Origin of the sequence: Methanocaldococcus bathoardescens (assembly GCF_000739065.1) — an archaeon.
Lineage (GTDB): Archaea > AGJL01 > Methanococci > Methanococcales > Methanocaldococcaceae > Methanocaldococcus > Methanocaldococcus bathoardescens.
The window spans coordinates 1,542,743-1,555,178 of record NZ_CP009149.1 but is presented as its reverse complement, the minus strand read 5'-3'; the positions used below and the strand labels follow the sequence as shown (position 1 = coordinate 1,555,178).

The window sequence follows — 12,436 nt, the reverse complement described above, 5'->3', positions numbered from 1 at the left end:
ATTTAGTTTAATGAACCTAATTCATTCTTAACTTTCTCCATTATCTCTTTTGATTTAACATTTATGAACTCATCGTGTGGGATATATTTCATTCTTGCAATATCTTGTTTGACTGAAACCTTTAAAATCTTAGCTGGTTCGACTCCTCTTTCAACTGCTTTCAATGCCTCTTGGTAGAATGTCATAATTATCTTTAACATTAAGTATTGTTTCATTGGTGGACAGTAAGTGTCTACTTCATCGAATGCATCTTGCTGTAAGAAATCCTCTCTGAGCATTCTTGCAACTTCTAAGATAACTCTTTCTTTATCTGGCAATGCATCTGGCCCAACTAACTGAACAATCTCTTGTAACTCTGCTTCTTTCTGCAACAATCCCATTGCTTCATCTCTTAACTGCCTCCAGTCTGGACCTGTGTTTGTGTTCCACCACTCTGTAACATCATCAATATACAATGAATAACTCTGCAACCAGTTGATAGCTGGGAAGTGTCTTCTTCTTGCTAAGTTTGCATCTAATGCCCAGAATACCTTAACAATTCTTAGTGTGTTTGATGTAACTGGTTCTGAGAAGTCCCCTCCTGGTGGTGAAACTGCTCCGACAATTGAAACGAATCCTTCTCTGTTATCTTTCCCTAAACAGATAACTCTTCCAGCCCTTTCATAGAACTGAGCTAATCTTGAAGCTAAGTATGCTGGATATCCTTCTTCCCCTGGCATCTCCTCTAATCTACCTGAAATTTCTCTCATTGCCTCTGCCCATCTTGATGTTGAATCTGCTGTTAATAAAACCCCGTAACCCATATCTCTGAAGTACTCTGCAATTGTAATTCCTGTATAGACAGATGCTTCCCTTGCAGCGACAGGCATGTTTGATGTGTTTGCAATTAATACAGTTCTATCCATCAATTTGTTTCCGGTCTTAATGTCCTCTAAGTGTGGGAACTCTTCAGTAACCTCTGTCATCTCGTTTCCTCTTTCTCCACATCCAATGTAAACGACAACGTCAGCATCTGACCACTTTGCCAACTGGTGCTGAGTAACTGTTTTTCCAGAACCGAATGGACCTGGAATTGCTGCTGTTCCTCCCTTAGCTAATGTGAAGAAAGTATCCTCTACTCTCTGCCCTGTAATCATTGGGATTTTTGGTGGTAACTTCTCTTTGTATGGTCTTCCTTTTCTTACAGGCCACTTTTGCATCATTGTCAACTCTTTTCTTTCTCCATTCTCTAATTCAACAACTGCAACTGTTTCCTCAACTGTAAATTTACCTTCTTTTATTTCAACAATTTTTCCTTTAACTCCAACAGGAACTAAGATTTTGTGAACTATTGAAGGTGTTTCATCAACAGTTCCAATTATATCTCCTTCTTCAACATAATCTCCTTCATTTACAGTTGGTTTGAATCCCCATTTTATATCTCTTGGTAATGCAGGGACATCAACTCCTCTTGGGATAAAGATTGAACCTGTTTTCTCTTCAATTGCTGTTAATGGTCTTTGAATACCATCATACATAGCTCTTAACATTCCAGGCCCTAACTCAACTGATAATGGTGCTCCAGTCCCAACAACTGGTTCTCCTGGCTTAACCCCTGATGTCTCCTCATAAACCTGAATAACTGCTCTATCATCTTGCAACTGAATAATTTCTCCAGTTAATTTTTCTTCTCCTACCTTAACGACCTCATACATCTGAGCTCCTTTCATTCCTTCTGCAACGACGACAGGTCCTGCAATCTTGATAATCTTACCAACAACTGGCATATTCTCTACCTCACTTTATGATTATTTGTTTTTATCCAAATAGATTTAAAGTGTTATTTATAGGTTATTAAATTAATTATAGAATTATTTCATTGAAACTCCAATTGCTTTTCTTATTAACTCTTTAACTGGGTCTATTCTATCGAGCTTACCATGCTTATCTGGGATTTCAACAATAACCTTATCTATATTTTTTATCTTATCTTTTATACTTTCAGCTATTCTTTCTGTGATAATTATAAAGGCAATATTTTCATTGTTTGCAAGTTCATTAATAGCTTTAACTGCCTCTTCATCATTCTTAACTTCATAAACATCAGTTAAACCAGCCAATCTAAAACCAATGGCTGTTTCTCTATCGCCAACAACACCAACTTTCATTTACCTCACCTATAAAGATATGAGCAAGCTTCTGATTTCTTCTGGCTTTAAGTTTTCTATTTTACCTTTAATTATTACCTTAAGATTTTTAACTTCAAGCTCTTTGCTAACAATTAAACCAATAATTGGTCCAACACCAAATGGTTTTCTTGTTGATAACTTCTTACCCTTTTCTAATACGAATTTATCTAATGCCTTTTCAAAGGCATATATGGATTTTGTTTTTTCAAATTCTTCCATTGCTTCAGATAGAACTTCAGCATAACTTGTCCCTTCCAAACCACTTAAAACTCCCTCTATTCCACCAGCACTCATTAAATCCTTCAACTTCCATGAAGCTAATTCATAGCCAGTTAAAGATACATATCTGCTGAGTTCATCTGCTGACAAACCATCAGCTTTACCTTTTAATATAACTTTTAAGTTTTCTACATCAATTAATGTTCCTACAAACTCTCTAAAGATGTCCTCCTCTTTACCCTCAGTCATTATTGTCTTTCTTAAACTTTCCAAGTAATACTTATCTAATGCCAATTCAAACCCTATTATGTTAGATGTTTGCTCATAATTTGATAACTCTTCCTGCAATACCTTAAAGTATTCTGTGCCGTCTAAACCTCTAATAACCTCTTCTACTGTTTTGACTTCAGATAATTCTTTTAATTTTTCAACTGGTATGTTTCCTAACGGGATTAATAAGCTGTATGTTTCTTCAGCATTTAATCCAACAAACTTAGCTCTAATCAATGTTTTTATATTTTTGATGTCAAATTTCTTAGCAAATACTTTTAAAACTTTCTTTGCGTTGTCTGGGGATATTCTATATATTAAAGCATACAAGTCAGCTAAATACATATCTAATGCCTTTTCAACAGCAACAGGGTCTTTTAATTCATTCATAACCTCTACAACATACTGCCCATAATCAGTATCTTCTAATAGTCCAACCAATTCCTCTAAGCTACCAGATTCTATCAATTCATTCAACTTAGCATCATCAAGTAATCTTGCTTCCCTACTTCTTATTCTTGCATTGACATAAGCATAAGGAGCTAAATCAATAACCATCTTTGTAATCCATACAATCACAATAAGAACAATGATGACAGTTGCTATAACAATGAGTAAAGTGAGAGGATTGTCAAAATATGTCATTAATGTTGAATACAATGTTTCCAAATTTAATAACGTCTCTATGTTTATCGCCATCAGGCATCACCTTTAGAATAACTTCTCTGTAATTCTCGCCCTAATTACATTTAAGTTCCTGTTGAATATCGCTTCTAAGCTATTGTCTAATGATTTCAATCCATCAGCAGTTTCTATTACACATCCTCCAGTAATATCTACTGGCTCTCCCTTCTTCAATACAGTTACTTTCTTTGTCATGTTTTCTACTTCTTTTTCTAAATACCACAATGTTGCATCATCAATAATATCCATATCCCTTCTGTTTAATCTTACAACTAACTCTCCTCCTCCTAATGAGACAGCTCCATCTCTTATTAAGTTTACTAATTTATCTTTATATTCTGGTTGTTCAGGCAGTTTAACAAGCTCTTCTTTTAATTTTTCTATTGCCATATCTATAATCTCTTCCTTAGCTTCCAATAACTTTTTCTTTGCCTCTAATTTTGCCTCTGAAATAATTCTACTCTTAGTCATTTCTGCTTCTTTTTCTCCTTTCTTTAATATCTCTGCTTTTCTCTTTTCTGCTTCTTCTTTTGCTTTTTCTAAGATTTTAGCTTTTTCTGCTTCAGCTTCTGAGATTATTTTATTTGCCTCTGCTTTAGCATCTTCCAATATCTTTGATTTTATTTTATCAACTCCCATCAATTTCACCTGTTAAAATTAAATTTAAAAGATTTAAAAAATTTATTAAAATTCAAAAAGGGTTTAGTTGATTTATACCATGAGCATGATTAAGATTGCTATCAACAAACCAAAGATAGCGAATGTCTCTGGCATAACTGCTAAGACTAACCCTTTACCCATAGCATCTGGGTCTCTTGCTGTAGCTCCAATAGCTCCAGCAGCTGTAATACCCTGCCCGATACCAGAGAGACCAGCAAAACCAACTGCAAACCCTGCCCCTAAAGCAGCTATCTCTGTTGAACCTGGACCGCTAAAGACACCAACTAATAATAAGATAGCTATTAATAAACCATAGATTGCCTGGGTTTCTGGAAGGACAGAGAAGACCATCGCTTTACCAAATATGCTGTTATCTTCAGCAACTGCACCTAAACCAGCTGAAGCAGCTATCCCCTGACCAATAGCTGATAAACCTGCTAAACCAGCTGCCAAACCAGCTGCAAACATTGCCCAAGGTGAAGCTGTCTTAAAGACGAACAATATAAGGATTGCAACTAAGAATCCATACAAACCTTGGGTCTGTGGCAATGCTTGGAAGACAATTGCAGTACCGAATTTATTAGGGTCTTCTGCAACAACTCCTGCTCCGCTTGCTCCTGTAATTCCTGCCCCAATTCCAGAACCTAAACCAGCAATACCGACTGCTAAACCAGCACCAACAGCTCCTAAGATTAAAGGGTCTACCATACAATATCACCTCAATTTTATTAAGTTTTAAGTTGTATTTTTTATTTTTATATTTTATTGTTATATCGAGTATTGGAAAGATTTAAATAATCTTAGAAGGAATTATGCAGTAGTATATTCTCTATTTGCCTTAAATGGTGTGAATTTCTTACCTCCACCTTCATAGAACTGGCTGAAGAACTCTACGTAGTGCAATCTTAGAGAGTGGATAAACGCTCCTAACCCATTCATTACGAAGTTGAATGCATGCCCAAGTAATAGTATGAGCAGAGCAATTATTATTCCAATTACTGGAATGGAATCTCCAACAAGCTTAGCCATAATGTTTACTGCCATTGCTAAACCTCCAGTAGCTAAACAGAGAGCCAACAATCTTGCGTAAGATAACACGTTTCCTAAGAATCCTGTTATATCCATAACTCCTAAACCAGCTCCCATAATTCCATTTTCTTTGAATCCTTTAATTGCACATAGTATTACAACAACAGCTATAGCTCCCCATATTATTGCTGATATTCCATATATTGGGCTTACTGGGAATAATAATCCAATAATCAATGCCAATATTAAGAATATCCAAATTCCTTGATTGAATATTGCCTCTTCTTTATTACCTTTTTTCATATTTTCCATAAATCCAACTATCAATCCAATCAATAGATGCAAGACCCCAACAGCTATAGAGAATCCTAATATTGCTATTGGACCATTTGGAATGTATTTACTCTCTCCCAATGGGTTAACTAACGCTAATCCGTAGTCGTAGATATTTATATTCAAGAACTGTAATAAGAAGTCCCCTAAGTAACCTCCTGTTATAATACCCATTACAATTGTTGAGATTCCAGCCAATGTTAAGATATAACCAAGTTTGTTAGCTCCTTCACTAACTTTACCCATCTTCTTCCAAATCCATAAACCAATTAGAGTTAATAGCAAACCATAAACTGCATCTGTTAGCATAATTCCATAGAACAGCAAGAAACCTGGAACTAACAATAATGTTGGGTCAACTTCATTGTATTTTGGTAGAGCATACATCTCTGTGAGCATCTCAAATGGTTTAATAACCTTTGGATTGTCAAGGAGGACAGGTATTTTCTCTTCTGGTTCATCTGGCTCAGTTATTTCAACAAATGCAAAGCCATCTGCTGAGTTTTCAATTAAGCTCTTAGCTTTTTCAGCATCTCTTGCAGGAACCCATGCTTCTATGTAGTAAGTTCTATTTGTTCTACCAAATTGTGAATATGCATCTCCTCTTGCTTTTTCTATTGATAACAATTCATAGACAGCCAACAATTCCTTTTCCCATTTCTCTGCCAATGCTTTTAATTTTTCTACTAAGCTGTTTCTTTCTGATTCCATCGCTTTTAATTCACTTTCTATCTTTGATAATGCCTCACTTGGTGTTCCTTCTACATCACTTATGTCATATCTTTCAAATTCAAACTTTCTAATCTCTGATAAAACATTCTCAAGCTTCTCTTTTAATGTAACAAATACAATTGGAACTCTAATCTTCTTATCCTTTTCAAATTCATTTCCAGTAAATACTTCAATGTATCCATCTGCCACTTTGTCAAGCTCTACTTTCAATTCATCAACTCTTTCCTTAGGAACACTTCCAGCTCCAATAAACACATACTCTCCAGAGCCAAGATATTTTAAATCAAACTCTAAACCTTTTAAGTAAGATATTTGCTCTCTCAACTGCAACAACTTGGATTTCTTGTTATCCAACTCTGATAATTTCTCAGCTGGTCCATCAACTTCTTTGCTAATCTCATTTAATATCTTTTCAGCATATTCAATAACTTCTTTATAAGAGTTGAACGAGACTTTCTTCTTTTCAACAGGTTTTGGGTTTAGAATATCTTTTATACTTGTCTCTTTCTGGCTAACACTTGAAAACATATCCAATACTCTACCAGCCCTTATCATCAATGTTGTAACATTTCTAACATAATCAGCTGATGATGATGGTGATAACAATGTCTTCCATTCCAAATCTTCCAATTTTTCAGATAAATCACAGAGTTCAACAATTCCCGCTTCATGCAAGCTTCTTACAACATTATCAATTTTTTCATCCAATATCACCGCTTTTAGTTTCTTCATTCTTACAGGTCTCACTAAAATCACCTTGTTAATTTAGATTTCAAGAATCTCTGATAACTTCAACGAGAGTATCTTAACCTTAGCGATTGATATAATCTCTTTTACCTCTTTTTCTGTATCTTCAATAATCTTTTCAGCTTCTTTTTTTGCCTCTTCCTCTGCTTTTTTAATCATTTCTTCAACAAGTTTTTTTGCTTCCTCTTCAGTTTCAGCAATAAGTTTTTTTGCTTCTTCAATTGCTTCTGCCTTTATCTGCTCAGCTCTATTTTTTGCTTCTTCTATTTCCTTAACTGCCTGCTCTTCAGCTAATTTTACCTCTTTTATTGCATCCATAACACTAACACTCATACTTCCACCTGCAGTTATTGGTAATATTTTAAAAATAGAGCAAGTATATAAAATTTTTTATCCTTCAAGTCTATCACTATTTTTAGATATCAGAGATATTTAGTGTGACAGTATATAACAGCTGGAATACAGCCAATGGCTGTGCAAGTTTCTAAAGACACCCTCTTTTCAGTAATATCTAAATGGTAAGTGCATGATTCCATTATATCTTTTGGTAACCCATGCCTTCCAAGTCCAACATATATCCCAACTGGCTTTTTCTTTAATAAATAGGCAGTATCTAATGGGGTTATAACCTTTTTTTCATCTGGCTTAGAAGTTGAAGCAATTGGAATTCCAAATTGAGGAAGAAATTTATCAACAATAAAAAATCTATTTTTTTCAATTAATTTCTCCAAGTATTCTCCAGAATTACCAATGGTTGTTTTTATATTTAAAATATCTTCCATTTCACATGGAAAATCCATTATAGCCAAGTTGCAATCAAACGCATAACATATTGGAGCTGCTCTTGCTATAGCTCTTTTATGAGCCTCATGCCATCTTGTTTTATCATAAGAGTTGTATAAAATTAAGGTCATCCTCTTTAACTTTTTCATACTTTACCTCAGGAAATAAATTTCCTATTAAAATAGGTTTTTTACTATTATAGAAAAAACTTATTAATATATGTTTATCTTTTACATAGAACCGAAAAGTATATATATGAGTTCATCTATTCTATAATTCGCTTGCGGTGATTCGCTTACGGTGCAGGGGTCGCCAAGCCTGGCCAAAGGCGCCGGACTTAAGATCCGGTCCCGAAGGGGTTCGGGGGTTCAAATCCCCTCCCCTGCACCATTTTTTATTTTAGAGAATTATATTAATTAATTTAAATTAATAGATATATTGGCAAATAATTAAATAACTCTTTATTATTTAGAGTACTAATACCCCCCAGTGGGTTAGCTCTCTTGACATGGCAGAGCTAAGGATGAGAGAGGGTGTTAAACTGGGGGGACATCATCTTTATAAAATTTTGGTGAGAGCATGAAAATCTATTTTGCTACTGGAAATCCAAATAAAATTAAAGAAGCAAATATTATTTTAAAAGATTTAAAAGATATAGAAATTGAGCAGATAAAGATTGAATATCCTGAAATTCAGGGAACATTAGAAGAAGTTGCTGAATTTGGGGCAAAGTGGGTTTATGAAAAAATAAAAAAACCAGTTATTGTTGAAGATAGCGGGTTTTTTGTTGAAGCTTTAAACGGATTTCCAGGAACATATTCAAAGTTTGTTCAGGAAACAATAGGAAATGAAGGAATTTTAAAACTTTTAGAAGGTAAAGATAATAGAAACGCCTATTTTAAAACAGTTATTGGTTACTGTGATGAAAATGGAGTTAGATTATTTAAAGGAATTGTTAAAGGAAGAGTTGCAGAAGAAATAAGAAGTAAAGGATATGGATTTGCCTATGATGGCATCTTTATTCCAGAAGGAGAAGAAAGAACTTTTGCAGAGATGACTACAGAAGAAAAAAGTGAAATATCCCATAGAAAAAGAGCTTTTGAAGAATTTAAAAAGTTTTTATTGAATATGATTTAAATAGTTTTTAATGGCTTCTTCAACTTTTCCATCTTCGTCTATTAGATAAATATCAAAAAACAGCTTAGATTTTGGAATTAAGACAACATATTTTATATTTTTCTTACTAACTTTTAATTTGTATCCTTTAAAGAACTTCCAAGGTAAAACAAGGTAGTAGTTTAAAAATGGTTTTAAAGTGTTGAATATTTTAATATATACGGCAATTCCTTCTTTATAAATCTCAACAGTTCCAGAAGCAGGATTGAGTTTGTCATAAATGGACATAATAAATAAAAATATAAGCGAAAATGTTAATATTTCATCATGCGGATGATTTATATTGATTAAAATATAAAATCCAAAAAATAAAGCAATTATTTCTACCATTAATATAAAAATCCATCTGCTTCTATTCATCCCAATGTCTGTTGAGGTTATATAATGCCATTCTTCCTTTGCTTTTTTGTATTTTTTGTATAAAATGTAATCTATAATACTATCTGGAGGTCCAAAAATTATAAAGAGTGCTATCAAATAAGGAGTGAGAAATAAAATCAATATCAGCAAAATTAGTTCTAAAGTCCCCATAGTTGCCCCCATAATCAAACATGAATACAAAAATTAAATACTTACATAATTACTCAAATATATAAAAATTTTGGTGAAAACATGAATCCTTTTGATATAATGAAAGCATCACAAATTGCCTGTTGTTTAGAAGTTAGCTCTTTCAAACCTGGAAATGTTCATAGAAATAGGGATTATAGAGACATCAAATATCATCACTTTATAAACTCTGGAATTGCATTTGGAAATGTGGTTTATGAAGCGGCTCAAAAAGATAAAGATGTTGGATTATATATAAAAAAGGCAGTAATTGAGAGCAAAAAATGGTCTCCAACTAATGCAAATTTAGGAATTATAATGCTTCACATCCCTATAGCAATGGCGGCTGGAAAATTAGATAGTTTTGATGAAAATAAGTTGAAAGATAATTTAAAGAAAATTGCCGAAAATACAACTGTCGAAGATGCTTTAAATGTCTATGATGCAATAAATATAGCGATGGCTTATGTCAATAAACCAAAGAAAGGGCCTGATGTTACTTCAGAAGATGCAAAAAAAGAACTTATTGAGAAAGGTTTAACTCTTTTAGATGTTTATAAAATATCTGCAGAGTGGGATAATATAAGTAAAGAGTGGGTTGATAACTTTAAAATTTCATTTGAAGGATACAATTTATTAAAAAAGTATTATGATGAACTCAACAACATAAACTTAGCTGTAACAAAAACATTTTTAAACCTATTGGCTAAATATCCTGATACATTAATTGCGAGAAAGAGAGGTTTTGAAACAGCTTTAAAAGTTTCTAAAATGGCTGAAGATGTATTAAATAACTTTAAAGAGGAAAAAGTCAAAGAATTTGACAAATATTTATCAAAAGAAGGAAATAAGTTAAATCCCGGAACTACTGCTGACTTAATTGCTTCATCATTGATGATATTTATATTAGATAGGATAGATAAGGAAGAGACAGTATTATGGTGAAAATTATGATTTATTTATTTTTGATAATGATTCAAAGATTTTGTTTAGATTTTCTCTAACTCTCTCTATTTCATCTTCTTTTACATATTTTGATAAATCTTTTTCTAATTCTTCTTTTGCTTTTTTGATTTCTTCTATTGGATATTTTTTTAAGTCATTAGTTATGTAGATTAAATCATTTTGGTCTTTGAACTTTAATACGTCCATAAGTAATTTATATTTTAAAGTATCTCCATCAAAATATGCTAAATACAACATATTTTTAATTTTTTCTCCATCATCTGAAGTTTTAAAAGTTGTGTAAATCTTTACACCATGACTGTTTTTTTCTGTAGTGTTAATTGGAATATAAAATTTATTTGCTATATCTAATAAATATCTTTTGTTAGTTTGCCTTAAATTATCTATAACATAGTGAAAAATATCGTATCTTCCTAAATCGAATGATTCCTCTAACATGACTTTATAGATGTCATATATTTTATCATTAATTTGATTAATTTCAGGTCGGTGTATGGTGAATTTAATGTCCTCTGAATTTTCACCTATTGCCGTATAACTGCACTTATTATCTAACTTTTCAATTTTTTCTTTTAAATTATTAATATCACTCAATATAAATTGGTAACTGTTGTCTTTTATAGCATTCTTCACCGTTTTGTATTCTCCATCAGGATTGTATATTTTTTCAAGAAGTTCTTCTAATAACCACAAATAAACACCGTCCTTAGACCGTTTATATTCAGAAATTATTTCGGATGAAATGGTATTAAAAGCTCTACGGTATGACACATCCAATGACATACTATATTTAAAAAGCTCTCCTATAGATTCAATTATCTTTTTTGTAAATACAATTTTAAATCCTTTAATTCCGCTATCATCAACATTTATTGACATAAATTTAACATAAATCATAATTATTGTTTCTATTTCCCAGTGAATATCTTTGCCATCTTTTATTTTTATCTCTGCAATTTTACATAGTGTATCTATCGAAGTTTCCAAAACTCTATGCCAATAAGGTTCTTTTAATATATCATATTTTTCTAATGCATTTATATATGTATCTATAAATCCAATAATACTGTATAAATTACTCTCAAAAAATTTGTTAGCATTAGGTTCATTTTTATATTTGTTATATAATTTAATAAAACTATTATTTAGCCCGTTGATTCCCTCAATTACTGCACCCATTTCTTTTAGTTCTATAAATTTTTTAATAATTTTATATGCCGTATATATTCTCTCATCACTCATTTTATTTGAATTTTTATATAATACTAATTCAATACACTTATCTGGCTTTAAATAATCAATAGCTCTCAATAGATAAGGAAATAGCGTTAAAAAACATAATATCATCATTATTGTTAGAATAGATAAGATAGAAGTTGTTATAAAACTGTTATCTATTGGGAGAAAGATAATACACATCACAGATAATATAATTGTGGCTATATTTAAAATTAGATATTCCCAAAATATTTTCTCCCTAAAGAATAATTCCATCAGAACATAACCTCGTTCTGCAGAAACATGTTGAATAACTATAGCAGTAATTGTAATAACAATAGCACTTACTGCACCAACAACTGTGGCTATTGTATTTAAGTAAGATACTACATTATTCAGGTTTATATAAGTTGCAATAAATCCTAAAAGATAATCTATTACCTTAGTTTCCCCCATACACACATACGGAGTAAAAATAAACACTAACACCAAATAATAAGAATATCTTTTAATTTTATTGTTCCATATATTAATTAACTGTTTGATTAAACCATATTCTTTAATTTTGCCACTAAATTCTTCGTTATCTACAACCTTACCTAAGAATAAGCTAACAATTTTTTCTACCTGTATCAATAAAACTACGAACAAAAATAACATTATACTTAATAATACCCCATATCCAATGCCAAATGTTGTAAGTATTTTTAATATACCTTCAATAATCAATATGCTAACCAATCCAATAATAAAATACTCCCACCACTTAAGATTATTTTCCTCCATAGAATCCTCTCCCCAAATTACTTTATTCAAAATCTTATAAATTGCATTTTTAAAAATATTACAGTAAATTATATATGCAACCCTCATTTTAATCTAAATACCTAAAAATCTTATCA

Annotated in this window: 12 protein-coding genes and 1 tRNA gene; 3 read left to right on the top strand and 10 right to left on the bottom strand. The window is 32.0% G+C overall.

Translation table 11 applies throughout. The features are described from left to right. Window positions 1–2: 2 nt before the first annotated feature. The 8 genes from JH146_RS08150 to JH146_RS08115 form a co-directional block, all read right to left on the bottom strand. Window positions 3–1,766, bottom strand: coding sequence for an ATP synthase subunit A (locus tag JH146_RS08150; RefSeq protein ID WP_048202499.1), 1,764 nt, complete (start codon window positions 1,764–1,766; stop codon window positions 3–5). Between the two features lie 84 nt (window positions 1,767–1,850). Continuing rightward, the gene (locus tag JH146_RS08145) at window positions 1,851–2,147 is read right to left on the bottom strand and encodes a V-type ATP synthase subunit F (protein ID WP_048202498.1); all 297 of its coding nucleotides are present in this window, start codon (window positions 2,145–2,147) and stop codon (window positions 1,851–1,853) included. A gap of 9 nt (window positions 2,148–2,156) precedes the next feature. Continuing rightward, complete coding sequence (locus JH146_RS08140) at window positions 2,157–3,356, bottom strand: V-type ATP synthase subunit C (RefSeq protein ID WP_081874498.1); 1,200 nt, start codon at window positions 3,354–3,356, stop codon at window positions 2,157–2,159. Window positions 3,357–3,368: 12 nt separating this feature from the next. After that, window positions 3,369–3,980: a V-type proton ATPase subunit E gene (locus JH146_RS08135; protein ID WP_048202497.1), complete on the bottom strand. Its 612-nt coding sequence runs from the start codon at window positions 3,978–3,980 to the stop codon at window positions 3,369–3,371. A 72-nt stretch (window positions 3,981–4,052) separates the two neighbouring features. Beyond that, the gene (locus tag JH146_RS08130) at window positions 4,053–4,709 is read right to left on the bottom strand and encodes an ATP synthase subunit K (protein ID WP_048202496.1); all 657 of its coding nucleotides are present in this window, start codon (window positions 4,707–4,709) and stop codon (window positions 4,053–4,055) included. Window positions 4,710–4,811: 102 nt separating this feature from the next. Beyond that, window positions 4,812–6,827, bottom strand: a complete 2,016-nt coding sequence (locus JH146_RS08125; protein ID WP_048202683.1) for a V-type ATP synthase subunit I — start codon at window positions 6,825–6,827, stop codon at window positions 4,812–4,814. A gap of 33 nt (window positions 6,828–6,860) precedes the next feature. After that, a complete protein-coding gene (gene ahaH / locus JH146_RS08120; RefSeq protein ID WP_048202495.1) occupies window positions 6,861–7,175 on the bottom strand; it encodes an ATP synthase archaeal subunit H in 315 nt (104 codons plus the stop codon). An 89-nt stretch (window positions 7,176–7,264) separates the two neighbouring features. Then, window positions 7,265–7,774, bottom strand: a complete 510-nt coding sequence (locus JH146_RS08115; RefSeq protein ID WP_048202494.1) for a DUF531 domain-containing protein — start codon at window positions 7,772–7,774, stop codon at window positions 7,265–7,267. A 153-nt stretch (window positions 7,775–7,927) separates the two neighbouring features. Here JH146_RS08115 and JH146_RS08110 point away from each other — a divergent pair. Together JH146_RS08110 and JH146_RS08105 are read left to right on the top strand one after the other, a co-directional pair. Further along, window positions 7,928–8,015: transfer RNA gene (locus tag JH146_RS08110), tRNA-Leu, on the top strand. Between the two features lie 189 nt (window positions 8,016–8,204). After that, a complete protein-coding gene (locus JH146_RS08105) occupies window positions 8,205–8,762 on the top strand; it encodes an XTP/dITP diphosphatase (protein WP_048202493.1) in 558 nt (185 codons plus the stop codon). On the opposite strand, the gene JH146_RS08100 is transcribed toward JH146_RS08105, so the two are convergent. After that, on the bottom strand, window positions 8,745–9,332 hold the full coding sequence (locus JH146_RS08100) for a hypothetical protein (RefSeq protein WP_048202492.1): 588 nt from the start codon (window positions 9,330–9,332) through the stop codon (window positions 8,745–8,747). The genes JH146_RS08105 and JH146_RS08100 overlap by 18 nt on opposite strands. 81 nt (window positions 9,333–9,413) lie before the next feature. On the opposite strand from JH146_RS08100, the gene JH146_RS08095 reads away from it, so the two are divergent. Next, window positions 9,414–10,295: a triphosphoribosyl-dephospho-CoA synthase gene (locus tag JH146_RS08095; RefSeq protein WP_048202491.1), complete on the top strand. Its 882-nt coding sequence runs from the start codon at window positions 9,414–9,416 to the stop codon at window positions 10,293–10,295. Between the two features lie 3 nt (window positions 10,296–10,298). Here the strand turns inward: JH146_RS08095 and JH146_RS08090 are convergent, their stop codons facing one another. After that, a complete protein-coding gene (locus tag JH146_RS08090) occupies window positions 10,299–12,320 on the bottom strand; it encodes a hypothetical protein (RefSeq protein ID WP_048202490.1) in 2,022 nt (673 codons plus the stop codon). Window positions 12,321–12,436: the final 116 nt, after the last annotated feature.

Excerpts from the sequence above, each read along its gene's own strand:
- JH146_RS08150 (WP_048202499.1), bottom strand. The coding sequence starts at position 1,766 with ATGCCAGTTGTTGGTAAGATTATCAAGATTGCAGGACCTGTCGTCGTT.
- JH146_RS08145 (WP_048202498.1), bottom strand. The coding sequence starts at position 2,147 with ATGAAAGTTGGTGTTGTTGGCGATAGAGAAACAGCCATTGGTTTTAGA.
- JH146_RS08140 (WP_081874498.1), bottom strand. The coding sequence starts at position 3,356 with ATGGCGATAAACATAGAGACGTTATTAAATTTGGAAACATTGTATTCA.
- JH146_RS08135 (WP_048202497.1), bottom strand. The coding sequence starts at position 3,980 with ATGGGAGTTGATAAAATAAAATCAAAGATATTGGAAGATGCTAAAGCA.
- JH146_RS08130 (WP_048202496.1), bottom strand. The coding sequence starts at position 4,709 with ATGGTAGACCCTTTAATCTTAGGAGCTGTTGGTGCTGGTTTAGCAGTC.
- JH146_RS08125 (WP_048202683.1), bottom strand. The coding sequence starts at position 6,827 with ATGAAGAAACTAAAAGCGGTGATATTGGATGAAAAAATTGATAATGTT.
- ahaH (WP_048202495.1), bottom strand. The coding sequence starts at position 7,175 with ATGAGTGTTAGTGTTATGGATGCAATAAAAGAGGTAAAATTAGCTGAA.
- JH146_RS08115 (WP_048202494.1), bottom strand. The coding sequence starts at position 7,774 with ATGAAAAAGTTAAAGAGGATGACCTTAATTTTATACAACTCTTATGAT.
- JH146_RS08105 (WP_048202493.1), top strand. The coding sequence starts at position 8,205 with ATGAAAATCTATTTTGCTACTGGAAATCCAAATAAAATTAAAGAAGCA.
- JH146_RS08100 (WP_048202492.1), bottom strand. The coding sequence starts at position 9,332 with ATGGGGACTTTAGAACTAATTTTGCTGATATTGATTTTATTTCTCACT.
- JH146_RS08095 (WP_048202491.1), top strand. The coding sequence starts at position 9,414 with ATGAATCCTTTTGATATAATGAAAGCATCACAAATTGCCTGTTGTTTA.
- JH146_RS08090 (WP_048202490.1), bottom strand. The coding sequence starts at position 12,320 with ATGGAGGAAAATAATCTTAAGTGGTGGGAGTATTTTATTATTGGATTG.